This is a genomic window from Candidatus Pelagibacter sp. PS_17, from assembly GCF_059417945.1.
This window is the reverse complement of record NZ_CM182073.1, coordinates 610,647-636,957: the sequence shown is the minus strand read 5'-3', so window position 1 is coordinate 636,957 and position 26,311 is coordinate 610,647. Positions and strand designations below refer to the sequence as shown.

Genomic DNA, 26,311 nt, shown 5'->3' with positions numbered 1-26,311 from the left:
TTAGAACAATTTTGTATTAAGCCCTAATGAAACATCAACGAATAATTTACTAATTTTAGTTTCGTTAAAAAGTTTAAAATATTTTTTCTTGCCATTCTCAGCAATTTTTTTTCTCAGTTTATCATTACCTGAGTAAAATTTAATTTTATCAGATAAATCGTTTATATTATCGTAAAAAATAATTTCATTATTATTAAAAAAATCACTCAATTGAACTTTTCTATCAACAAAAGTTAGTAATCCGTTACCAACAATAGAAGCGATTCTATTACTGGAATAGTATTTAGTTGGCCTTCCACGACTTAAATTTAAAGCCATTTTTGAATTAATAAGAGACTTATTAAACTCATCAGCCCAAATGGGTTCCTTATTGGCAAAACCATAGAAATCATATTTTATGTTGGGTATTTTTTTTACTAATCTATCTAAAAATTTAATTCTCTCATCTTCAGTCCCCTTTTTAAGAATGGCTCTATTCACACCATGGCTCATTGCATAAAAAAGATCTTTTTTTGGATTCATATTAAAAACATCAAAGTGTTCAATATTTTTATCTACTGGAACAAAGAAAAAATGAAAATTATCAGTTTTGATTTCTTTTTTAATAACAGATGGATCTGTTGTTACAAAATTATGATCAACAAAAGAAGCATATTTACTTATGTTTGAAATATTTTTTTTTGAATAATCAAGACCGGGCATAACAGGATCCTCATTCCATTGTGAGATAATTAGATTTTTATTTAAGTTTCTTATTTCAAGAATAGTATCTAAGTCAATATTATTACTATGACCAAAAAATAAAAGATCTGGCTTATAATTTTTACATGTTTCAATTAAATAATTTTGAAAATTAACCCTACTATTTTGTAATAAATTAATTGTTTTATTATTTTTTATAAAATCGCGATCACTAAGTTCCACAACATCATGACCATTTCTAATAAAACCATTTGTAAATTTTTTACCTAAAGAAATATTAAATAATCTATGGTTAAGCTTTTGTCCTTGATTGTAAAGATTTAAAATTTTTATGTTATTTTTTAAATGATTAATTGCGTATTGAGGAAAAATACTTTCACGTATTGTGTCAATCATTTTTGTATTAGATGTAATTATGTGTTTAACATTTTTTCTACTATTCATTTGTATCTGTTTTCTTTTTCTATTATTAAGAATTAATTTTTTGATTTCTTTATACAGATTATTCTCATCTAGTTTTTTAAGTATAATAGCCTGGTCAGTAGTTTCTATTAAACCACCTTTGTTAGAAATGATTGTAGCACAACCATTAGATGACGCTTCTATAGCAGTTCTACCAAATGGTTCATCCCATCTAGATGGGACAACGGCGATTTCAGATTTACTTAATATATCTATAGTTTTTTTATGACTCAAAAAACCTAATTCTTTATGTTGATTATGATCTATATAAATAGATCTACGCTCTTCATCACCAACAGATAAAGATTTCCAATCTGGAAACTCATCAAGAATTTTTTGTATAGATTTTTGAAAAATATCATAACCTTTAGAGTGATTAAGCCTTCCAACAAATGTAATATATTTATCTTTCTTTTGAGCTTTATTTTTATTCACACTTGGATAAATGATTTCTGTCTTAGCCCCAAGCTTAAGATCTAAATCTAAAAAAAATCTATCACTCACCCACTTACTTACAAAAATTATTTTTTCAACATTTTTTAAGATAAACAACCTATCTTCAACAGTTTTAGATCCATTCATGGATAATGGATCATTGTGAAAATAAAAGATGAATCTATTTTGAATTCGTTTTACTAAATAAGATAAAATTAAGGGCCTATTATGAATTTCAATTAAATCAATTTTTTTTTTTTAAATTGTTCGATTAGATTTTTGGCATATTCTCTTGTAGTACTTTGAAATTTTGATTTTAAAGTTTTAAGATCTATGTTTATATAATTTTTTGTTAAATAATTTTTGGATTTAGTATTGCCATAAATAAAATTACTATTTTTAAATTTAGACTTTTTAAAAAATTCCGAAACCCAAAGCGATGCTGCAGAAGCTTTTTCAAAAGAATAGTTTTCTTTGTAGGGTAAAACGGTAGCAATATTAATTTTTTTTTTCAAATTCATTTAATAATTTAGTTCTTTCTTTTCTATCTTTTTTAAGCGTATATTCAAATGAAAGAGCTCTATTTTTTGAATAAAATCTTTTTTTATAAACAAGTTCCCATTTATAACCTTTTGTTGATTTAGCACCTTTATTATTATTATGCCTGTTCAGTCTTTTGTTAAAATTATTTGTATACCCAACGTATGATTTATTTAAGAAGCCTTTTACAGTTTTAATCAAATAAACATAATAAACCATAAATTGATATTTTTGGCGGTCCCTGGGGGAATCGAACCCCCCTTTGCAGGATGAAAACCAGCTGTCCTAACCGATAGACGAAGGGACCATGTTGAGATCTTTTATTTTAAAAGTCAATATTTATCAAGTCAATTAAGCTATAGGATAAGGTCTCTAATAGTTAATTGAAGTTTTTTTTTATTATTCCAGATATTTTCATTGATCTGACCTATTACATTGGTACTATTTTTATAACTCATTAAATGTTCACCAAGCTTAGTATTTATAGAATTAAACGATATTGACTTAATTGAAAATCCAGTTTGTGATTTTAGAATTAAGGAAATGTGCTTTTTATTTAATACCATGGGCTTAATTATTTTTAAACCTCTTAATAAAAAAGTTGGCACTGGGTTTCCAGTACCGAAGGGTTCTAATTTCTTAATATTATCATAAAAATCTTCATTAAATGCTAATGATGAAATTTCAGATTCATATGAAAATATATTATTAGTCACAGTATTTGATTTTACAAAATCTTCTAAAATGTAATTTTCAAAAGCCTTTATGCTGTCTTTATTCAATGTAAATCCTGCTGCCATATTATGACCACCACCATTTAAAATTAACTTTTGGTCTAGTGAATTCTTAATTACTCGTCCAATATTGTAGTTATAAACTGATCTTGCAGATCCTTTTAATAATCCATTAGAAGCAGTAATAACAATAGAAGGTTTGTTAAAGTAATCTTTTAATCTTGCTGCTATAATTCCAATTAAACCCTCATTTATATTTGGATTAAAATAAAAAATTATACCTTTATTTTCATTTTCAAATTTTTGAAAATTAATTTCATTTAATATCAAGGTTTCGATTTCTTTTCTTTTATTATTTAATTTAATTAAATTTGTAGATCTTTCTTTAATTACTTTATCGTTATTAGAAGATAATAATTCTGTAGCATATTGTGACTTACCCAACCTACCACCAGCGTTTAATATAGGGCCAATTAAATAGCCTAAATCATTAATATTAATTTTATTTTTTTTTTCATTTAAGTCAAACAAAGTACTTAGTGGTAAATTTTTTGTTATATCAAAATTTTTAAGGGCATTTAATGCAATTAATCTATTAAGTTTTCTTAAAGGCATAACATCACATACTGTAGCCAACAAAACATATATCAAATAATCAGATATATTTATTTTAGTTTTGATTTTTTTAATCAATAAATCTAAAAAAAAATATGTAAGTGTAGTTGCACACAAATAGTCATATTCTTTATAACTATTATCTTTTTTTGGGTTTATAATTGAATTTGCATTTGGAAAAGGCTTATTAATTTCGTGATGATCAATGATTAAAGATTTTATTTCATTCTCATTTAAAAAATCTATTGCTTCATTAGATGTTGAGCCACAATCCACCATAATAATTAATTTAGGCTTTTCTAAGATCAGTTTTTGGAATAGTTTTTTGGTAGCTCCATAACCATCTTTTTCTCTATCAGGTATATAGTAAAAAAATGGATGATTTATATCTTCAAAAAATTTAACAAATAAAGATGTAGCTGCAGAGCCATCAACGTCATAATCACCTAAAATGCATATTTTTTCATTATTATTGATGGAATTTACAACAAGGTTAATAGATTGACTGAAATCTTTATTATTTAAAAAAACATTGTTTAAATCTAAATCTGTATTGATTGTTGCTATTTCATCATTATCAAATTTTCTTGAAATAATTAATCTAGATAAAATTTCACTAAAATCATGTTCTTGTTTTAATTTATCAACAATATTCTGATTAATTTTTTTTTGTTCCCACTTCTTACCTGAAACAGAAATCATTCTTCGATAAGATTTGTTCTTTTTACCGTTTCTTTAAATTTTAAACTTTTGTGTGTAACCAATGTTTCGGTTGTATATTTGTTATTATCAACTTTTACACCAGCTAACATCTCACTTGTAGTAATTCCTGTTGAACAAAATATAGAGTCTCCTTTTATAATTTCAATTAATTCGTATTTTTTATTTAAATCAGTTATTCCCATTTTGTTTGCATCTTTAATATCCTTGTCGTTATCAAATATAAATCTCCCTTGAAAATGGCAGTCAAAAGCATCAAGGGCTGATGCTGCCAACACTCCTTCTGGACCACCGCCAATACCCAAAAATATATCAATATTATATTTTGGATTTGTCACATACAATGCACCAAGAACATCACCATCAGTAATTAATTTAATATTTATATTTAGTTGCTTTAATTCATCAATTATTTTTTTGTGTCTTGGTCTATTCATTACACAAGCTGTCAGTGATGAAATATCTTTGTTTAGAAAGTCCGCAAGATTTGTTACATTTTTCTTCAATGGAAAATCTAGATCGACTAATCCTTTTTCAATTGGTCCGGTTGCAATTTTATCCATATAAGTTTCTGGTGCATTAAAAAGATTTCCCTTTTCAGCAATAGCAATAACAGAAGTTGCTCCAGGTAAATTATTTGCTGCAAAATTTGTACCCTCTAAAGGGTCCACAGCAATATCAAAATAGGGTCCGTTTTTATTTCCAAGTTTTTCACCTGTGTAAAGCATTGGTGCCTCATCAAGTGAACCTTCACCAATAACAACTTCACCATTCATATCAATTTTATTTAATTCTGATCGCATTGCGTCAACAGCTGCTTGATCTGCTGCAATCTTGTCTTTTTTTCCAACCAAATAAGAAGATGCTAGTGCTGCTTTTTCAGAAACTTTTAAAATTTGATCAACATATTTTTTATCAATAGACATTAATCTTTTTGAGCAATTGATTCAGTGGTATTAATTTTAGATTCAAATTCTTTTAATCTTTTATAAACACTGGCTAATTCTATAATTGTAGGCCATGATCTAAAAATATATTGCATAGATCCTTCTACTCTTCCAAAAGCTCTTATAATTTGTTGCATTACCCCTAATGTCACAATGCCAGCAACTATTGCTGGAGCCAAAAAAACATAAGCTGACAGAACATTTGCTTGTAAATAAGTTATACGACCCAGATTAAAGTAAAAATATCTTAAGTAGGATTTATAATGAATTTTTCTTACATCATTAAATAATTCATCAAGGTTCTTTGGTCTTATTGTTATATCATCCTCAGCTATAACTAGTAATTTTCTATAAGAAGCCTCATTCTTTTGAAGATCATACTCAACACCAACTAATCTTAAAATTGAACCTAATACAATTAAGAAAAGAGTTCCACCTACAGTCCATATAAATGCACCTGTAACTAAACCATAATTCCAATCCCCAAAAAATAAAATAGGTATTCCAATACTTAAACCAAATAAAATAGGAGTGAATTCAACAAGCATCATTATTGCTTCTATAAAACTTGTACCAAGTCCTTCCATAATTCTTGAAAATTTTATTGTGTCTTCCTGAACCCTTTGTGAAGCCCCTTCAATAGTTCGGGCCTTATCATAGACACTGTGATACCAGTCGATCATTGCAGTTCTCCATCTAAACAAATAATGTGAGGTAAAGAAAGCAACAACCGTAGCCAAAGCCACATAAATACCTGCTAACGTAATAAATGATAACAAGCTTGCCCAGTACTCTCCAATTGTGATTGAGTTGGGTGCTGCTAAGGCTTTTTGTATCATGTCATAGAACTGACCAAACCATTCATTTATTTTAACATCAATCTGTACCTGAACCCAAAGTGATGAAAGAATAATAAATGAACCAACCCATGACCATAATCGCCATTCTCTTTGAGTGAAAAATTTAAACATTATTATTTTAAAAAATTATCTGCATAAGATTTTTTAACAGTTTTTCTTTTTTGAGGTTCAATGATTTCAAAGTCAATTTTATTTTTTTTTGCGTATTCTATTGCTAATTCTTTAGAAGAAAATTCTAAATTTAATTCTGAAAGAGTATTAGAGTTAGTTTCCCAACCCATTAAAGGATTAATTCCTGTATCTTCAGTTTCAAATTTAATTAACCATTTGTCTGATTTACCTAAACCAGACTGCATTGAATTTTTAGTGGGTATATAAATCTTTGCTTTTTTCATAAAATGGTCGGGGCGGCAGGATTTGAACCTGCGACCCTCTGGTCCCAAACCAGATGCGCTACCAGGCTGCGCTACGCCCCGATTGAGGTACTAATACATTAGATATTGATAATTTCAAAGAATAAAGAGCATCAAAATTAAGGCTTTTTTACAAGAATCAGATATACATCAATTATGATCATCGCTTGCAATAATTGTAATAAAAAATTCGATGTAGACTCAAGTTTAATTCCTGACCTGGGTCGTTTATTACAGTGTGCTAGCTGTGATCATAAATGGTTTTTTAAAAAAGTAGTTCCTGAAAACCCAGTAAGTTCAATTGATGAAGATATTGGTAATGATAATGTTAATATTTTTGAACAAAATAATTCATCGATCAATGATGTAGAAAATGTATCAGATGCGTCTAATGACGAAGTAGAAGTTAACTTAGAAGAAAAAACTAAAGAAAAAATTGAGATAAATAAAGGTGAAAGCACACAAGTAAATACACACCAAAAAAAACAAAAAAATTTTAAAATATTAAATATTTTTGCTGTATCAATTATTTCATTCGTAGCTTTTATAATTATTGTGGACACGTTTAAATATCCTATTGGGAAAATTGTCCCAAATGTCGAATTTATACTTTATAATTTGTATGAAAGTATTAAAGATATCTCATTATTTATTAGAGATTTAATATAAGATTATGATCAAAAATATTTCAAAACCTTTTAAATGGTTTTTTCAATTAGAATCGGCAAGTGGTCTTGTGTTATTAATTGCAGCAATTATTGCTCTGGTAATAAGCAATTCTAGTTTAAGTAATTTATATTTTGATACATTAAATCAATATCTATTTATAGGTATTAATGATTTCGGTTTAAAACTTTCCGTACATCACTGGATTAATGACTTGTTAATGGCAATTTTCTTTTTCTTTGTAACACTAGAAATAAAACGAGAGTTCATTCAAGGTGAGCTTTCTAATTTAAAAAAAGCATTGCTGCCAATTATAGGTGCTGTTGGAGGAATGGTGGTCCCTGCTCTAGTCTATGTTTTTATAAACCTTGGTAATTCTGAAACATTGAATGGTTGGGCAATTCCATCTGCTACAGACATAGCGTTTTCATTGGGAATTTTATCCTTACTTGGTTCAAGAGTTCCAATTTCTTTAAAAGTTTTTTTAACGGCTCTTGCTATAATCGATGATCTTGGTGCAATATTAATCATCGCTTTTTTCTACTCAGGTGACTTAAGCATAAGTTATTTAAGTTTAATCTTAATTTCATATATTTTATTACTTACTTTAAATAAATTTAATGTTAAAAAGTTTATTCCCTATTTAATAATTGGTGCCTTCATGTGGTTCTTCACATATAAGTCTGGAATTCACGCAACAATAGCAGGTGTTCTTTTAGCTTCAACCATACCTCACAGAATTAAAGAAAAAGATTTCTCTTTATTAATTAAATTAGAACATGCAATCAGTCCTTACGTTGCTTTTATGATAATGCCTATATTTGCATTTGCTAATGCTGGCGTGTCTTTGGAGGGACTATCATTAACTTCATTATTAGAACCTGTTCCATTAGGTATTCTTTTAGGGTTATTTGTGGGTAAACAAGTTGGGGTTATGGTTGTTTCTTTCATTGCTGTTAAATTTGGTGTGGCTCAAATGCCAGATAAATCTAGCTGGCTAAGCTTATATGGAGTTTCAATTTTAACAGGGGTTGGTTTTACTATGAGTTTATTTGTTGGAAACTTAGCCTTTGCCGAAAATATTCAGTATATTGATGGAGTAAAAATTGGTGTTCTTGCTGGATCCTTACTGTCTACTGTATTTGGATATTTTATATTATTGTATGCTTCTAAAAAATAAGTAATGGTTTATAAAAATAATTTATTAATTCTATTAATCCTATCTATGTTTACATTTTTTGAAAAAGTTGATGCTAAATACGAAAAGCTATTTTTTGATCATTCGATAAAAAATATAAATAATGAAACTATTGATTTAAATCAATACAAAGGAAAAACTATACTTTTGGTAAATGTTGCTAGTAAGTGTGGATTTACCAAGCAATATACAGGCCTGCAAGAACTTTATGAAAAGTATAAAGACAGAGGCTTCTATGTAATTGGCGTTCCATCAAATCAATTTGGTGGTCAAGAACCAGGCACTAATTCAGAAATTAAAGATTTTTGTGAAACTAATTTTAATATTACTTTTCCAATAACAGACAAAACTGATGTTAAAGGTAATAATGCCCATGACTTATATAAATGGGCAAAAAAAAATTATGGTAATTCAACTGTTCCTAAGTGGAATTTTCATAAAATATTGATTAATAAAGAAGGAAAAATACAGGACACGTTCAATTCTTTTATTACACCAATGTCAGATAAGATAACAAAACAAATAGATTTAATTCTTTAAACTAACAGTCAAACCATCAAAACCAGGAATAATATTTTTGGGTAATTTTTTCTTAAGTTTTACATAATCTAAATCGCTATGCATATTTGTTAATATAGTTTTTTTAGGAGTAAGGATTTTAACTATTTCTAAAACCTGATTTAAATTGAAATGAGCTGAATGATTACGGTACCACAGACAATCAATAATTAGATATTCTAAATTTTTTAATTTTTTGTAATCTTTTTTAAAGAATAGACTAATATCACTTGCATAGGCTAATTTATTGTTAATTAAATAGCAAATACTTTTAATCTTACCATGTTGAACAGGTATTGATTCAATTCTAATTTTTTTATCTTTAATTATAAATTCATGTTTTTTTTTAAGGGTATTAATATTTAAAGTTGATGGATAACCAAAAGATGATTTAAAACAATATTTAAAAGTTGAAAACAAATATTTCTTAGTATTAGGGTCTGCATAGACTGGAATTTGTTTCTTGTTTATCAAAAAAAATGGTCGAAGGTCATTAATACCATGTGTCTGGTCAGCATGAAGATGGGTATAAAAAACTTTACTAATAGATTTAATTTCATTTTTTAGAAGTTGTGATCTCAAATCTGGCGATGTATCTATTAAAATATTTTGATCATTAAATTTAATTAGAGCAGAACACCTTGTTCTAAAATTCTTTTTATTATTTAAATCACAATCTCCAGAATATCCATCTGCTCTAGGTACACCCATTGAGCTACCACTACCTAAAATAACAAATTTAAGAGACATTATAGGTTAAAAAGTTTATTAAAATTTTGAGTAGTTAAATCTGACATTTCTTGATCAGTTTTTTCTTTTAAAATAGATAATTTTTCTAAAGTATATTTAATAAAACTTGGTTCATTTTTTTTCCCTCTCATTGGTATGGGCGCTAAAAAAGGACTATCTGTTTCAACAAGCAGTTTATCTAAGGGAATATTTTTAAAAGTTTCCTGAAGTTCTAAACTATTTTTAAAAGTAATTATTCCGCTTGCTGAAAAAAAGGCATTTAATTCTATTAATTTATTTGCAAAATTTAACGAACCAGTAAAACAGTGCATCAAAATTTTAAGTTTTTCTGATTTATATGATTTTAAAATTTCATAAGTTTCATCCTCTGCATTTCTAGAATGTATGATTATAGGCTTATTAAGCTCAATAGAAGCCTCTATATGAGCTTTAAAGCTATCAATTTGTCTTTCTTTATTACTATGATTATAAAAAAAATCTAAGCCTGTTTCACCAATACCAATAATTCGCACATTTTGATTTACTTGACTTGTTATATAATTTTTATCAATTAAATGACTTTTCTCAGTCTCGTGAGGGTGAATACCAAAAGTTCCGAAAATCATTGGGTCGGTTATAATAATTTTTTTGATCCTATCAAAACTTTCAGGTGTAGTGCATATGGTTAATAATTTTGAGATTCCGACTTCTTTAGATCTTTTTATAACTTCATTTAAATTTTCAAGTAAAGGTTCATGATCTAAATGACAATGAGAATCAATCATTTTTCTTTTCAATTTTTTTAAACATAATATCTATTTTGTTGATTGGTTTTCCAGATATTAGATAGTCATGGTTTGCGATAGATTCAAAATTAATTGCATCAATATTTAAATCAAAAATCTTTAAGGCTTTTTCTATTGAGCTTGGAATTATTGGATAAAGCATAAATGAAATTTTTCTAATCATTTCTAAAGATGTATAGACAATGGTATTTAATCTATCTTTATCATCTTTTTTTTTCCAAGGTTCTTGATCGTTAAAATACTTATTTGCTTCAAATAAAGCACTAACAATGAAATTAATATAATAATTAATATTTTGATTATCAATTTCAGTTCGTATTAGATTTAAATTATCAGTAAATTTATTTAGCATCACTAAATCTTCATCATTAAATTTTATATTATCTGGTACTAATGAAGAGCAATTCTTCTCAGCAAATGCAGTCACTCTTTGACATAAATTACCATAATTATTAGCCAAATCACTATTGATACAATCCTCTAATCTATCTTGTGAAATATTGCCATCATTTCCAAATGAAACTTCTTTAATCAAATAATATCTTAATGGGTCAAGTCCATAAATTTCAATAATATCTAATGGATCAAGAATATTTCCTTTTGATTTTGACATCTTTTCATCACCAGATAAAATCCAGCCATGACCATATACTTTTTTAGGTAAAGGTATTTTTGCAGCCATTAAAAATGCTGGCCAATATACTGAATGAAATCTTAATATATCCTTACCTATTAAATGAACAGATGCAGGCCAAAATTTTTTAAACAGCTCATCATTTGTGTCTGGGTAGTTTAAAGCACTTATATAATTGGTTAGAGCATCAAGCCAAACATAAATTACATGATCTTGACTATTAGGAACTTTGATGCCCCAAGAGAATGCTTTACGACTTATGGATAAGTCTTTTAACCCACCTTTTACAAAACTAATTACTTCATTTTTTCTGGATTTTGGTGAAATAAAGTCTGGATTTTTTTCATAATATTTTAGTAGTTCATCTTGCCACTTAGATAATCTAAAAAAATAAGACTCTTCCTCTATCCATTCAACCGAAGAACCAGATGAAATGGCTATTTTAACGTTTTCTTTCTCAATAATTTCTTCATCACTGTAATAAGCTTCATCAGAAACAGAATACCAACCAGAATATTTTGATAAATAAATATCGTCATTTTTTTCAAGTTCATTCCACAGATGTTGAACTGTTTTTTTGTGTCTTTCTTCAGTAGTTCTAATGAAATCAGTATTAGATAAATTTAATGTTTTTGAAAGATCTCTAAACGTTTGACTAATTTCATCACAAAAAGTTTGAGGATCAATTTTTTTTCTCTCTGCTGCTCGTTGTATTTTTAAACCATGCTCATCCGTACCTGTTAAAAAATGAACATTGAACCCATCTATACGTTTAAATCTTGCAAAAAAATCAGCAACAATACTTGAGTATGCATGACCCATATGGGGTGTCGCTGAAGGATAATAAATTGGTGTAGTTATATAGTAATTTTTATCCATTTATAACAATTTTGATTTAAATTCTAAAAATAAACTTTCTTCGTCTAGATTAAATTTTTCTGTATTATAAATTTTTTTTATAAATTTTTGATAAAAATTAATTAATGTAACCTTTGAATTTGTTATCAGATATTTTTTCAAAAAGAATAGCTCGATTAAATTTATTAATAAAATTTTGACAGGTTTATTTTTCTTATAGTAATTATTTTCTATTATCGAACTTATAAAACTTGAAATAGTGTGATCCTTTAAATTAATAGATTTTTCTTCTGCAAAATTGAACAAACTAATGATTTCACCAGGTGAATTATAAAAACTTAGTAAGTCATAATTAATAAAATCAAGTACATTTTTACCCAGTATTAAACTTGAAATACTTAAGGACTCATTAAATGTAAAATTAATCTTGAAAGTTAAACATCTTGATTTTAGTGTGGGTAGTATATTTTTTTCACTATTATTTATTAAGATAAAAAAAACATTTTCATTTGGTTCTTCAATAATTTTAAGTAATGCGTTGACAGAATTCTTATTTAGATTTTCAACATTATCTATTAAAATAAATCTTGCCATATTATTAAATGTTGATTTATTTGTGTAACTAATCATTTCACGTATTTGACCTACATCAATGCTTTTTTTTTCTGTTAATAAATCTATTAAATAGAAATTTGGATGGGAGTTATTTTGCAAAAGTTTATAAGATTTATTGTCCTTATGGATGCAAAAATTTTCTAAATTATATTTATAATCCTCATTTTCGGATAAAATATAGTTGATTAAATGATAGGCTAATGTTGATTTTCCTAATCCTTTTTTTCCAGACAGTAAAATTTTATTAGGCAATTTTTTGAGCTTATATAGTCCACTTAATTCATGAAAAAAATTTTCCATACCATAAATTTTAGTGTTTTCAGATGGTTTTAAATTCATAAATCTAAATTAAGTCTTTAATTTTATTTAATATTATATTTTCATTAAGATCTATATCTAGATTTGAATTTATTCTAATATATTTTTTAGGATTTTTTTTTAATATCTTTATAAAACCATTTTGTACTTTTTCATAAAATTTACTGTTAAATTTATCATATCTGTTAAGCTTTTTTCTTAGTTTAAGCCTTTTTTTCATATTTGATAAATTTACTGTATTTAAAAAAGTAAAATCAATTTTAATATTTTTTAAAAGATGATTGTTAATATTTTGTATAAACTTGAGGTTTACACCCATACCATAATGTTGGTAGGCAATAGTTGAATCTGAAAATCTATCTATTAATATTATTTTTTTACCAACATTTTTTCTTATAATTTCCATATTTTCACTTCTTGCCGAAAGATAAAGCAGTAAATCAGTTTCTTTATTAAATGTAGATTTATTATTAAGAATAAGATTTCTTATTTTTTCTGAATTTGCACTGCCACCAGGTTCTCTAATTTGAATAAATTTAATTTTTTTACGTGTTAAGTAGTTAGCAACATTTTTAATATGATGAGATTTGCCTGTCCCCTCTATACCTTCAAATACAATTATTGGTTTTTTAGACATCACCCCAAATTAAAAAATTAATTGATTTCATTAACCGTGAAAAAACATTTAATTTCTTAACATCTTCATAAGCAAGTAGATCATATTCTTCGATAAGTTCACCATCAAAGATTAGCTTTAATTTTCCTAAGATATCATCTTTTTTAATAGGTGCTTGAATTGGACCATTATAATTCAATGATACCTTCAATAGTCTTTTTTTTGCTTTAGGAATAGTTTTGTAGATATCATTTTTTATATAAGTTTTAACAGTATCTTTTTTACCCAACCAAACATCAATGTCTTCTATTGGTGTGTTTCCTTTTGTAATTTCAACCAGGTCAAAATTAGTTAAACCCCATGTTAAAAGTTTGGCACTTTCACGAGATCTATCATTTTTAGTATTAAAGCCACTACCTACAGCTATTAGTCGTCTTCCATTTCTTTCAACAGATGATGCTAGTGAGTATTTTTCAACTGCTAAATAACCAGTTTTAATTCCATCTGCCCCAAGGCTTTTATATAATAACGGATTTCTATTACCTTGAGTAATGGGGTCACCCCCTGTTCTATTCCAAGTAAATTCTTTTTCTGCAAAATACTTATATTCTTCAGGAAACTCTTTAATAAGATAATTAGACATAAGCATAATATCTCTTACAGTTGATAGGTTTTCAGTATCATTAATGCCTGATGAATTAGCAAAATTAGTATTATTCATTCCTATTTCTTTAGCTTTAGCCGTCATCATCACTGCAAATTCATCTTCTGTTCCAGCAATACCTTCAGCTAACGCAACACAAGCATCATTACCAGATGCAATAATTATTCCCTTAAGTAAATTTTCCACACTAACTTCATCACCAACCATTATAAACATTGAAGAATAGCCAGCTGATGAAAGTCTCCAGGCATTCTCTGATACTAAAAATTTTTCATCTAAACTTAGATCACCACTTCTAATTAAATCAAACGCAATAATGGCTGTCATAATTTTTGTCATTGATGCAGGATAAATTGATTTATCGGCATCTTTTTCAAATAATATTTCACCAGAAAGATAATCTTGTAATATTGCTGTTCTAGCCTTTACATCAAATGCTGCATTAGCATTAGTTGTTAGTAAGAGGGTCAATAAAATCGTTATAAGTCTTGATTTAATCATTTTTTATAATCTCAATATTTTCAAATTCAAGTATGCTTATATCATTAAATGATTTTTGTAGAGAGTTAATGTTATTAAAAGGACCTGCATATACTCTATATTTTTTTTCATTAATTTTTTTGATTTTGACATTTTTAATCATGGTTTCTTTTACGATTCTATCAACTAGCAATGATGCTGTATCATTGAAATAAAAATCAGCTATTTTTATTTCATAAGAAAATTTTTTACTTAGTTCATTTTTAGTGTTTTTTTGTTTAGTATTAAGATCACTAATATTAATATTGTTAACTGGTGCTTTGTTTGCAACTTTTTTTTCTTCTTCAAACGTCTTTGCTCTTTTTGCAACAAATATTGCATCTTCAAGGACTTCTAAAATCTCTACATAAGGTTCATTTTCATTCAAACCAATTTCATCTGCTATTCTCAATGATAATACTGCATTATTAAATAAAGGATAATCAGCATTACTACCGACAGTGCCTATAATTGATTTGTTATTTAAAATATTAGTAATTTTAACAATTGTATTTTTTTTTAAATTTTTTTGAAAAATAATTAAGCTTCGTTCATCAATTTTTTTGGAAATAACCTTATCATAATAAAACGTATCATTATAAATAAGGCTAAATCCTTTATTTATAAATGGATTTTCCAATGAATTAAGATTTTTATTTTTGGTTGAGGTAATTGGTGTACAGTTATTTAATAAAATTAAACAGCATAGAATTAATAGTTTTTTATAAAGCATTTTCAAACTTTTCTTTTAATGTGCATACTGCAAGACTGAATCTTAAAGATCTATTCCATTGTAGTATTTTTTCATAATTATCAAAAACTATGTAGGCCGGATCTAAGTTTTGTGCATCTGGTATTATATCTTTGTCTGGCGTTATTATTGATGCAATCAAATTTTCATTAATAGAATTAAAACTATCTTCATTAATTATATATTTCTTTAAAAGCTTAAATTTAGTTTTATTGTGAATTTTTTTTGCAGATGTATTTAATATATTGCTAGGTATATTTTCTTTTAATTTTACTTTAATGAAACAAGGTTGGTTTTTTTTCCATCCTATTTTATTTATGTAGTTAGCTGCAGATGCAAATGAATCTTTAGTTGATTTAAGCTCAATAATGTTATTTTTATCATAGTCTATTGCATAGTTGTCTATTGTAGATGGCATAAATTGAAAAAAACCAAAGGCACCTGCCCATGACCCATATAAAATGTTATGGTTTATTTTCCCCTCATCTATTAATTGAAGAATAGTAATTAATTCTTTGGTAAAGAAATCAGATCTACGTTGATCATAACTTAAAGTTGCAAGTGATGATAATATATCCATTTTTCCAACATAAGTTCCAAAATTAGTCTCTATTCCCATTAATGCTAAAAGCAACTCTTTCTCAACAGAAAATTTATTGTCGACAGAATTTATGAAATCTTTATTTAATTCATAAAGTTTAATGCCCGCACTTACTTTTTGTTTAGAAGTTCTTTTGGATATGTAAGTTTTGGTATCTTCATAAAACTCAGGCTGAAAACGGTCATATTTTATTACATCAGGTAAAAACACAACATCAGACATTGCTAAATTGAATGTCTTTTCTGAGATTTTTTTTTCTAAAGCATAAGCTTTGAAATTAACCAACCACTCCTTAAATTCTTTTTCATTGGCATATAGTGTTCCGTGAATAAATGTGAAAAATATAATTATAAAATATTTAATTATGTTCATATAAATCTTTTAAATAAATAATTACAGCAATCCATATTAAAATGAAACTTAATGATTTATCAAAAGAAAAAGCCTCATCATAATAAAAAAAGCCCAATAAAAATTGAAATGTTGGGGTTATGTAGAAAATCATTCCAGTGGGTCCAAGGCCACACAACTCAACACCTCTTACATATAGAAATAGAGGTATAACAGTCATTGGTCCAGCTAACATTAGTATAAACATCAATGAAGGCTCGTTAATACTAAAAAGATTTAAATTATTTTTAAAAAGTAAAAAAAAAGCAAATAACGCAAATGGTAATATAAAAAGACTTTCTATTAAAAGTCCAACATCGGTATCAACATTTACTTTTTTTCTAAGAAGATTATAAAAACCCCAACTTAGAGCTACAATTATTCCAACCCATGGTATTGAATGAAAACTTTTAAATAAAAGAAATGATATAGACAGCAAAACAAGAAGTATGGAAAGACATCTTCTTTTATTAATTTTTTCACCATAAAAGATATATCCCAGGAATACGCTTAAGATTGGCATAATAAAATAACCAAAGCTTGCATCGATAATTTTTTCAGTACCCACTGCATAAATCCAGGTTGCCCAATTTATAAAAATTAGTAAGCTTGAAAAAAATAAATAAATTATATTTCTTTTATTTTTTATAATTTCAAAAAAAATATCCCATTTAGAAAAATAAAAAGTAGTTATTATTAAAGCTACAGATGTCCACACACAACGATGGATCACTACCTCTATAGAGCCTGCAAATGAAATATATTTGAAGTAAATAACACCAATAACACCCCACCAAAAAGAACCTAGTGCAGTTAATCCTATACCTGTATTGAATTTTTGCTTTTCCACAGTAATAAATTTATACCTATTAAATGATTATCTGTTTAATTTATCAATTTTATTGTTGAATTAAAAATTTATAATAATAAAACGTTGCTAACGGAGAGATGGCAGAGCGGTTGAATGCACCGGTCTTGAAAACCGGCAAAGGGGCAACTCTTTCCTGAGTTCGAATCTCAGTCTCTCCGCCACTATTCACTTGCATAATTATAGTTTTGAAACATCTCTGTAACTTTGTTTAATTCAATTTGAATCGTTGGATTTTGACCTTGATTAAATTTATAAAGATTCTCATCATCTAAGTCTAACAAATCACACAAAAGGGTTAGCTCTTGTTCATTAAACTGATCAATATATTTTTTAGTAAATGAACCTAACAATTTATCCATTTCTTTGGTGCCTCTATAGTTAGCTCTATAAGTTATTTTATTTTTTAAATCCTTTATATTAATGGTCATAATATTTAATATATTACAACTAATATGAAAAATAAGAATAATTATGATTATTTATTAGCTGATCTAACCAAATTAAATGGTGTGGGTAAAAAAACCATGGAAATTTTGAAGAAAAAAAAAGTAAATAATATTTTTGACTTGCTGTGGAAACTGCCTAAATCTTATACAGATAGAACACTTGTTAGTAAAATTTGCGATCTTCAAATAGGAGTAATCCAAACTATCAGAATTGTTCCATTAAAATATCAATTTCCAAGAGTTAGAAACTTACCCAATAGAGTTAATTGTATTGATGAAACTGGAAAGATTGATTGTATATTCTTTAATAGTCATGAAGGATATGTAAGAAAAATTTTACCACTAAATGAAGAAGTGACAATTAGTGGGAAGATAGGCAATTATAAAGGCCGATATCAAATAACGAATCCCACATATATTTCACAAGACAGTTCATTAATTGAAAATATTGATAATAAATACTCATTAACAGAAGGTATTACTGAAAAAACCTATAATAAAATTATTAATCAAATTTTAAAAAACTTACCTATTTTACCAGAGTGGCACGATAAAGATATTCTAAAAATTTTTAATAATGAAAGTTGGAATGAATCTATAATAAAATTACATGATCCAAAAAATATTGAAAATTATAAATCTGATTTTTATAAAAGACTTGCTTATGATGAAATATTAGCATCTTTTTTAGTTAATTCGGAAATTCGAAAAAAAATTAAGAAAATTAAAAAAATTTCTAAAAACTTCAGCGAAAAAGCTCATAAAAATATAGTTAATAAATTAAACTTTACACTTACCAATGATCAAAAAATTTCATTGGGTGATATTAATAAGGATCTAAATTCTAAAAGTAAAATGTTTAGACTTTTGCAAGGTGACGTTGGGAGTGGTAAAACTATTGTTGCATTGATTTCTTCGTTGAATGTCATTAATTCAGGGTTCCAAGTTGCATTAATGGCTCCTACTGAAATATTGGCAAGACAGCATTATACTTTAGCAAAAAAACTATTTCCTAAAGATATCAAAATTGAATTACTTTCTAGTAAGAGTGAAAATAGTGAAAAAAAGAGAATTATAAAAAACCTGGAAAACAATGAAATTCAAATGGTATTTGGCACACATGCAATTTTTCAAAAAAAAATTATTTTTGCAAACCTTGGTTATATTATAATTGATGAACAGCACAAATTCGGTGTTAGACAAAGAAAACTTTTATCAGATAAAGGGGGTGATAATTGTGATGTTCTTTTAATGTCAGCGACACCAATTCCGAGAACTCTAACTATGTCAGTTTATGGTGATATGGATGTTTCTATTATTAAAGAAAAACCAAGTAATAGAAAAGAAGTTAAAACTTATAGCAAATTAGAAAGTAAAATAGACGATGTTATCAACTTTGTAAAAAAAGAAATAAAGGAAGGAAACCAAATCTTCTGGGTGTGTCCTTTGATAGAGGAATCAAAAAAATTAGATCACCAATCATCTGTTATGAAATATAAATTTCTTAATGAAATTTTTCCAAATAAAGTTGCACTACTACATGGAAAAATTGAAAATGAAGAGAAGGAAGAAATATTAAATAAATTTCTTAATAAAAAATATTCAATTTTAGTTTCGACAACAATTATAGAAGTCGGTATTGACTTTCCTAATGCTAATGTAATCATAATAGAAAATGCTAACAAATTTGGATTATCTCAGCTACATCAGTTAAGAGGAAGAGTTGGACGTGGAACAAAACAGGCAAGCTGTATATTGATGTTTAAGTCGAATTTAAGTGTGAATGCTAAAAAAAGAATTAATATTTTAAAAAACTCTAATGATGGTTTTGAAATTTCAGAAGAAGATATGAAGTTAAGAGGTTTTGGTGATTTACTTGGTTTTAAACAAAGTGGAATTAAAAATTTTAGGTTAGCAGACCCCATTCAAAATGAAGATTTATTTTTAATGGCAGAGAAACAAATTAAAAAGATAGAATTAGAAAATACCGATATTAAGAAATATAAAGCTTTACTCAAGTTATATGATCAAGCAGATATAATTAATGATATGGTTTAGCTTTTAGGCTTAGAGGTTCCAGCAGAGACTATAAATTTTGATGCTTCTTCAAATGTCATATCTAAATAGATCAAATCGTCTTTTGGTATCATTAATAAAAAACCACTTGTTGGGTTAGGAGTTGTTGGAACAAAAACATTAACTAAATCAATATTTGTTTTGGCTTTAATTTCACCTGAATTTTCTTTCGTAGCAAAACCTACTGCCCAAGATCCTTTTCTTGGATACTCAACTAGTACAACACTTTTTTTATTGCCTTCTTGCTCACGAAACGAATCTGTCATTTGTCCAATGGCAGAGTAGATTGTTCTTAATATTGGCATTCTTTTAAACAAATCATCAATTATTTGTAAAAATTTTTTACCTATAAAGGTTAAAGAAAGACCACCAACAACTGTAATAAAAATAATTGTTAAAATTATTTCAATACCTGGTATCGCATAAGGAAGATAAGTATTAGGATTTAGACCTGATGGTACTAATTTAGTAGAAAAATTAATTAAAAATTTGCTTAAATAAAGGGTAAAACCAATTGGAATTAAAACAATTACACCTGTAAAAAAATAGTTTCTTAATCTTAAAGCAAATGATTTTTTCTTCTTAATAGACATAAAAATTTAATGATAGCTAGAATAAATTACAAAAGATACAGCTATAACAAAAAGCACAACCAAGATTTTATTGTTTAAATTCATAAAAGTATATATTTATATGATTATCAAAATTTTAATAAAATGAATAGAAGAAAATTTTTAAATTATATTGGATGTGGATGTTCGGGCTTAATGCTTGGTGCTTGTTCTACGGCCCCAATAACAGACAGAAGACAATTGAAAATTATACCTGAATCAAAATTAAATGCTCAGGCAGCTCAAATTTTTGAAAAAGTTAAAGAAAAAGAAAAAATGAGTGATGACGCTAAAACACTCAATGAAATTAAAGATATTGGAAAAAGAATGGAAGACGCTATATCTGAGTATTTTTATAGAGCAGGTCAAAATGATCCAACTGTTAATTTTGATTGGGAGTATATTTTAATAGATAATAAAAAAGTAAAAAATGCTTGGTGCATGCCAGGTGGTAAAATAGCTGTGTACACAGGAATACTTGATGTTACAAAAAATACAAACGGTCTTGCCTCAGTAATGGGTCATGAGATTGCACATGCTGTTGCTAAACATTCGGTTGAAAGAGCCAGTAGAAGTGCACTTTTACAAACTGGAACTTCTTTGATCGATATTTTTTCAGGTGGAAAGTTAGGGCAAATCAATCAAGCTACAGGCATGAACACCGTAGGTTTATTATCACAAATAGGAATAATGAATCCTTTCTCAAGGACTCAAGAAAGTGAAGCTGATTACCTGGGAATGATTTTTGCATCTTTATCTGGCTTTGATATAAGGGAAACTAAAAAGTTATGGGAAAGGATGAAGGCAGAAAATAAAGGCAAAGAACCACCTCAATTTATGAGCACCCACCCATCATCCTCAAAAAGAATAAAAGATTTATCAGAATGGGAAAATAGTGTCATTTTAGACTATCCACCGATTACAATTAGCTAATATTTAAAAGATTATTTTAGTGGTGAGCCCTGATGGACTCGAACCATCGACCCATTCCTTAAAAGGGAATTGCTCTACCAACTGAGCTAAGGGCCCACATATAAATTATTAAAGTTGAGATAAATGTTTTTTTTTATTTAATTTTAAAAAAAAACTATTGGTGAAGTCTTCTTTAAAATTTTTAAATTTCTTTACACTTAAAAATTTAAACAATAAAAAAATATCTAACTTAAATAATTTTTATTACCAAAAAACAATTATTTATTCCATAACATCGGAAATTGCAAATATTTAAATTACAACTTATCAATGTATTCATCATGAAATTTATCAAATGTACCTTTTTTAATATTTTCTCTAATAGAAGACATTAATTCTTGATAAAAGTTGATGTTATGTAAGGTTAAAAGTGTAGAACCTAAGATTTCGTTTGTATTGAAGAGATGATTTATATAGTTTTTTGAATACTTGTTAAGATTTAAATTTGAACAATTTGGATCAAGAGGTTCATTATCATTTTTATATTTATTATTTTTGATATTCACACGACCATTCCAAGTAAAAGCTAAACCAGTTCTTCCAGATCTCGTAGGCATTACACAGTCAAACATATCAACACCTCTCTTAACAGCTCCAAGAATATCGGCTGGCGTCCCCACACCCATTAAATATCTTGGTTTATCATCAGGCATAATATTTTTTAAATCATCTAAAACACTAAACATTTCATTTTGACTTTCTCCTACAGCAAGTCCACCAATAGCATATCCATCGAAGCCAATTTTAATTAAGTTATTAAGAGATTTTGTTCTTAGATCTTTGAATAGACCACCCTGGACTATTCCAAATAAAGCTTTATGTGGATTTAATCCAAAAGCTATTTTAGATCTTTCGGCCCAATATATGGATAGTTCCATGGATTTATTAATTACTTTATAGTCAGTAGTTTTCTTAGGACACTCATCCATAATCATAACAATATCAGAGTCTAAACCCTTTTGAACTCTTATGCTTTCTTCTGGACTTAATATAAATTTTTTACCATCTACATGAGAGTTAAATATTGCACCCTTTTCTCTGTCTACTTTGTTTAATTTAGAAAGAGACATAACTTGAAACCCACCAGAATCTGTAAGTATGGGAAGTTTGCAATTCATAAATTTATGTAGACCACCAGCAGAAATAATTCTATCAACACCTGGTCTGATCATTAAGTGATAGGTATTTGATAAAATTATTTCAGATCCTGTTTTAATAACATCGTCAATAAGACAAGCTTTTACAGTTGCCTGTGTTCCAACAGGCATAAAAGCAGGTGTTTGAATATTGCCTCTATGAGTTTCGATTACTCCAACTCTAGCAAATTTATCACTTTCTATGACATTAAATTTGAAATTCTTTAACGCCATGAAATTTGTGAACTAAAATTATTTAAAGCTAATGATTTTATCTGGGTTAGAAACAGAACCGTTATTGTTTTGATCTCCTCTTTTGATTTTATCAACAAGATCCATGCCTTCAATAACTTTACCAAATACCGTATATTGTCTATCTAGAAAAGACGCTTCTTTAAAACATATAAAAAATTGGCTGTTTGCACTATTTGGATCTTGTGATCTAGCCATAGATAGCGTTCCTCTTTCATGAGGTAAATCACTAAATTCCTCTTTAAGATCAGGTAAATCAGAGCCACCCATTCCAGCTCTTCTTAAATCAAATTGATCATTAGAAGAGTTACCAAACTGAACATCACCAGTTTGCGCCATAAAGCCATCAATCACTCTGTGAAATACAACACCATCGTATTTACCATCTTTTGCTAATTGCTTAATTCTTTTGACATGATTAGGTGCCACATCTTCAAAAAGTTCTATTTTAACGTCTCCATCTTTAAGCTTTAAAATCATAATATTCTCCTCTGCGATTGTGTTGTTGGTTAGTATAAAAAATAAAATTAAAAATTTTGTTATAAGTTTATTCATATTTTTCTTTTAAAGATTTTATTGTGCTTTTTGTAGTAAATTTTTTGATATCGCCTTTTAGTCTAACTATTTCTTTAACAAATCTTGATGAAATGATTTGATTTTCAACATCAGACATTAAAAAAATTGTTTCTATATTATTGTTCAATTTTCTATTCATTCCAGCTAGTTGAAATTCATATTCGAAATCAGATACTGCTCTTAAACCTCTTAAAATAATATTAGATTTATATTTTTTGCATAAATCAGTTGTTAATGATGTAAATGAAATAACTTCAATCTTCTTTTTATCGAACTTTAAATCAACAAATAAGGCTTTTTTAATTAATTGTACTCTTTCAAGTGAATTGAAAAGATAATTTTTATTAGCACCATCAGAAGCAGCAATAATAACTTTATCAAATAATTTTAAAGCTTTATTTATAACATCAATATGACCAAAGGTAATTGGGTCAAATGTTCCAGGATATACGGCAACTTTTTTCATTACTCCAAGTTATCATCAATTTTTATTGCTGAAACAACTTTTTCATCACCAGATAATTTGATAATTCTTACACCTTGAGTATTTCTTCCCGCTGTTCTGATTTCTTTAACGGCAACTCTAATCACTCTACCTTTATTTGTTGAAATCATCACATCATCTCCCTCTATAACAGGAAATGACGAACATATACTGCCATTTCTAGGTGAGTTAACAATTCCAATTATGCCCTTACCACCTCTATTGGTAACTCTATATTCATTGTTTAAAGTTTTTTTGCCGTATCCATTTTCTGTAATTGATAAAACAAATCTTCCATCAGATTTAGTATCTTTTTTGATTTTTTCTTTATTTGTTATTGAAAGAGAAACAATCTCATCATTAGGAGATAGTTCTATACCCTTTATACCTTTGGAGGATCTACCCTTAAATATTCTTAGTTTCTTTGATTCAAATCTAATGCATTTACCATTTTTTGTACTTAGCATTACATCTTGATCATCTTTACAAATTTCAACTCCTACGATTTTATCATTGGGATCTAATTTTATTGCAATTTTTCCAGCTGAATTAATGGAAGAAAAGTCTTCTAGACTGTTTTTTCTAACCTTGCCCTTTGCAGTTGCAAAAACAATTTGAAGATTTTTCGTATCACTTTCTTCATCAGGGAATGGCATAATTGAACTGATTGATTGATGATTTTTTAAAGGCAAGATATTAAATAGAGATTTACCTTTTGATGTAGTTGATCCCTCAGGTATCTTCCAAGCTTTAATTTTGTAGACAAGTCCTTCTGTCGAAAAGAAAAGAACAGAAGTGTGTGTGTTAACTGATAAAGTTTGTACTACAGAATCTTCATCTCTCGTTGTGATCCCAGATTTACCCTTGCCACCTCTTTTTTGTTGTTTAACGCTGCTTAATGCTCCTCTTTTAATATATCCCTGAAGTGTAACTGTAATTATAACAGACTCTTTTTGAATAGTTTCTTCAATATCATAGTTTAAAATAGCATCTATAATTTTAGTTCTTCGTGGTACAGCAAATTTTTCTTTAATAGTTTTAAGCTCTTCACTTATCACGTTTAAAAGTTCTTTTTTGGAATTAATTATTTTCTTATATCCCTTAATTAAATCAGCTAATTTTTTAATTTCGACTTCTATTTCATTAATACCAAGGGCTGTAAGTTTTTGAAGTCTAAGTTCTAAAATAGCAATTACTTGTGGGTCAGATAATGAGTATAAATTTTTCTCCTTCTTATCTTCGACAAGTGAAATTAACTTTAAAGATTTATTAATTTTCCACTTAGTGTTTAATAATGATTTTTTAGCATCATCAGGAGTTTTTGAAGACCGTATAATTTTTATAATCTTATCTAAATTCTCAACAGATACAGATAACCCAATCAAAATATGAGCTCTGTCCTCTGCTTTTTTTAAGTCAAATTTAGTTTTCTTAATAACAACATCTTCACGAAACGTTAAAAAATTTGTTAAAAACTCTTTTAAATTACATATTTTAGGTTTGCCATCAACGATTGCTAAAGTATTAAAACCAAAAGAACTCTCTATCGAAGTATTTTTATAAAGTAATCGCTTAATAGTTTCTGGCTCAACACCATTTCTTAAATCAATTGCTACTCTAATCCCCTCTCTATTAGACTCATCCCTAATATCTTTTATTCCTTCAATTTTTTTCTCTCTAACCAGTTGGGCAATTCTTTCATTTAAAACTGATTTATTTACTTGATAAGGTACAGAAGTAATAACTAGTCTTTCTCTACCATTTTTTTGTGCTTCAACACTTATTTCACCTCTAATTTTAAATGATCCACGACCAACATTATATCCTGCTTTAATAATTTCTTTACCAATGATGACACCACCTGTAGGAAAATCAGGACCTGGAATGTGTTTCATTAATTCTTTAATCTTAATATCTTTATTCTCAATTAAGGCTAATGTTCCATCAATGATTTCACCTAAATTATGTGGAGGTATGCTTGTTGCCATTCCAACTGCTATACCACCGGCTCCATTAACCAATAAATTAGGATATTGAGCGGGTAAAACTGATGGTTCTTTTTCTGTTTCATCGTAGTTACTCTTGTATTCGATGGTATCTTTTTCAATATCGTCTATTAAGTATTGTGAAACTTTAGCCAATCTAGTCTCAGTATATCTCATAGCCGCAGCTGGATCTCCATCAATAGATCCAAAGTTACCTTGGCCCTGAACAAGAGGTAAACTCATAGAAAAATCCTGAACCATTCTAACTAGAGCATCATAAACAGACTGATCTCCATGTGGGTGATATTTACCAATAACATCTCCAACTATTCTTGCAGATTTTCTAAATTGTTTTGACCAATCGTAACCACCTTTATACATGGCAAATAATATTCTTCTATGAACTGGTTTAAGTCCGTCCCTAACATCAGGAAGAGCCCTACTCACAATTACACTCATCGCATATGACAAATACGATGAACTCATCTCATCATGCATGGAGATAAGTTTAATATTTTTATCTTTAGGTATTTCTGTGTCTTTCATAGAAA

At 27.7% G+C, this 26,311-nt stretch carries 27 protein-coding genes and 4 tRNA genes; 6 read left to right on the top strand and 25 right to left on the bottom strand.

The window, feature by feature from the left end:
* From AC5SML_RS03320 to AC5SML_RS03280, 9 genes are all read right to left on the bottom strand, one after another.
* Window positions 1–1,746 carry a glycosyltransferase gene (locus tag AC5SML_RS03320; protein ID WP_494617617.1) on the bottom strand — a complete coding sequence of 582 codons (1,746 nt, stop codon included), beginning with the start codon at window positions 1,744–1,746 and terminating at the stop codon, window positions 1–3.
* Window positions 1,747–1,838: 92 nt separating this feature from the next.
* Window positions 1,839–2,120 (bottom strand): hypothetical protein, encoded by a 282-nt coding sequence (locus AC5SML_RS03315; RefSeq protein WP_494617616.1) that lies wholly within the window; start codon window positions 2,118–2,120, stop codon window positions 1,839–1,841.
* Window positions 2,098–2,340: a GIY-YIG nuclease family protein gene (locus AC5SML_RS03310; RefSeq protein WP_494617615.1), complete on the bottom strand. Its 243-nt coding sequence runs from the start codon at window positions 2,338–2,340 to the stop codon at window positions 2,098–2,100. The genes AC5SML_RS03315 and AC5SML_RS03310 overlap by 23 nt, the downstream gene beginning before the upstream one ends.
* 31 nt (window positions 2,341–2,371) lie before the next feature.
* A tRNA-Glu gene (locus AC5SML_RS03305) sits at window positions 2,372–2,446 on the bottom strand.
* A 49-nt stretch (window positions 2,447–2,495) separates the two neighbouring features.
* Window positions 2,496–4,190: a single-stranded-DNA-specific exonuclease RecJ gene (gene recJ / locus AC5SML_RS03300; RefSeq protein ID WP_494617614.1), complete on the bottom strand. Its 1,695-nt coding sequence runs from the start codon at window positions 4,188–4,190 to the stop codon at window positions 2,496–2,498.
* A complete protein-coding gene (gene glpX / locus AC5SML_RS03295) occupies window positions 4,187–5,134 on the bottom strand; it encodes a class II fructose-bisphosphatase (RefSeq protein WP_494617612.1) in 948 nt (315 codons plus the stop codon). The genes recJ and glpX overlap by 4 nt, the downstream gene beginning before the upstream one ends.
* The gene (locus AC5SML_RS03290; protein ID WP_494617611.1) at window positions 5,134–6,126 is read right to left on the bottom strand and encodes a putative transporter; all 993 of its coding nucleotides are present in this window, start codon (window positions 6,124–6,126) and stop codon (window positions 5,134–5,136) included. The genes glpX and AC5SML_RS03290 overlap by 1 nt, the downstream gene beginning before the upstream one ends.
* 2 nt (window positions 6,127–6,128) lie before the next feature.
* Complete coding sequence (locus AC5SML_RS03285) at window positions 6,129–6,410, bottom strand: ETC complex I subunit (protein ID WP_271626373.1); 282 nt, start codon at window positions 6,408–6,410, stop codon at window positions 6,129–6,131.
* A 4-nt stretch (window positions 6,411–6,414) separates the two neighbouring features.
* Window positions 6,415–6,491 (bottom strand) — tRNA-Pro (locus tag AC5SML_RS03280).
* 93 nt (window positions 6,492–6,584) lie between these two features.
* Between AC5SML_RS03280 and AC5SML_RS03275 the strand changes: the two genes are divergently transcribed.
* From AC5SML_RS03275 to AC5SML_RS03265, 3 genes are read left to right on the top strand one after another with little or no spacing between them, the layout of a single operon-like run.
* Window positions 6,585–7,097 carry a zinc-ribbon domain-containing protein gene (locus tag AC5SML_RS03275; RefSeq protein WP_494617610.1) on the top strand — a complete coding sequence of 171 codons (513 nt, stop codon included), beginning with the start codon at window positions 6,585–6,587 and terminating at the stop codon, window positions 7,095–7,097.
* A 4-nt stretch (window positions 7,098–7,101) separates the two neighbouring features.
* The gene (nhaA, locus tag AC5SML_RS03270; RefSeq protein WP_494617608.1) at window positions 7,102–8,274 is read left to right on the top strand and encodes a Na+/H+ antiporter NhaA; all 1,173 of its coding nucleotides are present in this window, start codon (window positions 7,102–7,104) and stop codon (window positions 8,272–8,274) included.
* Window positions 8,275–8,319: 45 nt separating this feature from the next.
* Complete coding sequence (locus tag AC5SML_RS03265) at window positions 8,320–8,832, top strand: glutathione peroxidase (protein ID WP_006996916.1); 513 nt, start codon at window positions 8,320–8,322, stop codon at window positions 8,830–8,832.
* Here the strand turns inward: AC5SML_RS03265 and AC5SML_RS03260 are convergent.
* The 9 genes from AC5SML_RS03260 to rarD are packed head-to-tail and all read right to left on the bottom strand — an operon-like array spanning window position 8,821 to window position 17,201.
* Complete coding sequence (locus AC5SML_RS03260) at window positions 8,821–9,600, bottom strand: MBL fold metallo-hydrolase (RefSeq protein ID WP_494617606.1); 780 nt, start codon at window positions 9,598–9,600, stop codon at window positions 8,821–8,823. The genes AC5SML_RS03265 and AC5SML_RS03260 overlap by 12 nt on opposite strands.
* Window positions 9,600–10,364, bottom strand: a complete 765-nt coding sequence (locus AC5SML_RS03255; RefSeq protein ID WP_494617604.1) for a TatD family hydrolase — start codon at window positions 10,362–10,364, stop codon at window positions 9,600–9,602. Before AC5SML_RS03255 ends, AC5SML_RS03260 begins: the two co-directional genes overlap by 1 nt.
* Window positions 10,357–11,898: a methionine--tRNA ligase gene (gene metG, locus AC5SML_RS03250; RefSeq protein ID WP_494617602.1), complete on the bottom strand. Its 1,542-nt coding sequence runs from the start codon at window positions 11,896–11,898 to the stop codon at window positions 10,357–10,359. Before metG ends, AC5SML_RS03255 begins: the two co-directional genes overlap by 8 nt.
* On the bottom strand, window positions 11,899–12,831 hold the full coding sequence (locus tag AC5SML_RS03245; RefSeq protein WP_494617601.1) for a DNA polymerase III delta subunit-related protein: 933 nt from the start codon (window positions 12,829–12,831) through the stop codon (window positions 11,899–11,901).
* 4 nt (window positions 12,832–12,835) lie between these two features.
* Window positions 12,836–13,447 (bottom strand): dTMP kinase, encoded by a 612-nt coding sequence (gene tmk / locus AC5SML_RS03240; protein WP_018414120.1) that lies wholly within the window; start codon window positions 13,445–13,447, stop codon window positions 12,836–12,838.
* Entirely contained in the window at window positions 13,440–14,591 is a 1,152-nt protein-coding gene (locus AC5SML_RS03235) for a D-alanyl-D-alanine carboxypeptidase family protein (RefSeq protein ID WP_494617599.1), read from the bottom strand. The genes tmk and AC5SML_RS03235 overlap by 8 nt, the downstream gene beginning before the upstream one ends.
* Window positions 14,584–15,342, bottom strand: a complete 759-nt coding sequence (locus AC5SML_RS03230; protein ID WP_271565029.1) for a hypothetical protein — start codon at window positions 15,340–15,342, stop codon at window positions 14,584–14,586. Before AC5SML_RS03230 ends, AC5SML_RS03235 begins: the two co-directional genes overlap by 8 nt.
* Entirely contained in the window at window positions 15,332–16,333 is a 1,002-nt protein-coding gene (locus AC5SML_RS03225; protein WP_020169415.1) for a lytic murein transglycosylase, read from the bottom strand. The genes AC5SML_RS03230 and AC5SML_RS03225 overlap by 11 nt, the downstream gene beginning before the upstream one ends.
* Window positions 16,320–17,201, bottom strand: a complete 882-nt coding sequence (rarD, locus tag AC5SML_RS03220) for an EamA family transporter RarD (protein ID WP_011282093.1) — start codon at window positions 17,199–17,201, stop codon at window positions 16,320–16,322. Before rarD ends, AC5SML_RS03225 begins: the two co-directional genes overlap by 14 nt.
* A gap of 92 nt (window positions 17,202–17,293) precedes the next feature.
* Between rarD and AC5SML_RS03215 the strand changes: the two genes are divergently transcribed.
* A tRNA-Ser gene (locus AC5SML_RS03215) sits at window positions 17,294–17,383 on the top strand.
* On the opposite strand, the gene AC5SML_RS03210 is transcribed toward AC5SML_RS03215, so the two are convergent.
* A complete protein-coding gene (locus AC5SML_RS03210; RefSeq protein WP_271481469.1) occupies window positions 17,384–17,650 on the bottom strand; it encodes a succinate dehydrogenase assembly factor 2 in 267 nt (88 codons plus the stop codon).
* 24 nt (window positions 17,651–17,674) lie between these two features.
* Here AC5SML_RS03210 and AC5SML_RS03205 point away from each other — a divergent pair, with 24 nt between their 5' ends.
* On the top strand, window positions 17,675–19,726 hold the full coding sequence (locus tag AC5SML_RS03205) for an ATP-dependent DNA helicase RecG (protein ID WP_494617597.1): 2,052 nt from the start codon (window positions 17,675–17,677) through the stop codon (window positions 19,724–19,726).
* On the opposite strand, the gene AC5SML_RS03200 is transcribed toward AC5SML_RS03205, so the two are convergent.
* The gene (locus tag AC5SML_RS03200) at window positions 19,723–20,337 is read right to left on the bottom strand and encodes a DUF502 domain-containing protein (protein WP_494617595.1); all 615 of its coding nucleotides are present in this window, start codon (window positions 20,335–20,337) and stop codon (window positions 19,723–19,725) included. The genes AC5SML_RS03205 and AC5SML_RS03200 overlap by 4 nt on opposite strands.
* Before the next feature lie 123 nt (window positions 20,338–20,460).
* Here AC5SML_RS03200 and AC5SML_RS03195 point away from each other — a divergent pair, with 123 nt between their 5' ends.
* Complete coding sequence (locus AC5SML_RS03195; RefSeq protein ID WP_271615816.1) at window positions 20,461–21,288, top strand: M48 family metallopeptidase; 828 nt, start codon at window positions 20,461–20,463, stop codon at window positions 21,286–21,288.
* Between the two features lie 20 nt (window positions 21,289–21,308).
* Here the strand turns inward: AC5SML_RS03195 and AC5SML_RS03190 are convergent.
* The 5 genes from AC5SML_RS03190 to gyrA all read right to left on the bottom strand — a co-directional run bounded on the left by AC5SML_RS03190 (window position 21,309) and on the right by gyrA (window position 26,306).
* A tRNA-Lys gene (locus AC5SML_RS03190) sits at window positions 21,309–21,384 on the bottom strand.
* 200 nt (window positions 21,385–21,584) lie between these two features.
* Window positions 21,585–22,697 (bottom strand): tRNA guanosine(34) transglycosylase Tgt, encoded by a 1,113-nt coding sequence (gene tgt, locus AC5SML_RS03185; RefSeq protein ID WP_006996930.1) that lies wholly within the window; start codon window positions 22,695–22,697, stop codon window positions 21,585–21,587.
* A gap of 18 nt (window positions 22,698–22,715) precedes the next feature.
* Window positions 22,716–23,270 (bottom strand): peptidylprolyl isomerase, encoded by a 555-nt coding sequence (locus tag AC5SML_RS03180; protein WP_011282086.1) that lies wholly within the window; start codon window positions 23,268–23,270, stop codon window positions 22,716–22,718.
* On the bottom strand, window positions 23,263–23,757 hold the full coding sequence (coaD, locus tag AC5SML_RS03175) for a pantetheine-phosphate adenylyltransferase (RefSeq protein ID WP_011282085.1): 495 nt from the start codon (window positions 23,755–23,757) through the stop codon (window positions 23,263–23,265). The genes AC5SML_RS03180 and coaD overlap by 8 nt, the downstream gene beginning before the upstream one ends.
* Window positions 23,757–26,306, bottom strand: coding sequence for a DNA gyrase subunit A (gyrA, locus tag AC5SML_RS03170; RefSeq protein WP_011282084.1), 2,550 nt, complete (start codon window positions 26,304–26,306; stop codon window positions 23,757–23,759). The genes coaD and gyrA overlap by 1 nt, the downstream gene beginning before the upstream one ends.
* Window positions 26,307–26,311 lie beyond the last annotated feature (5 nt).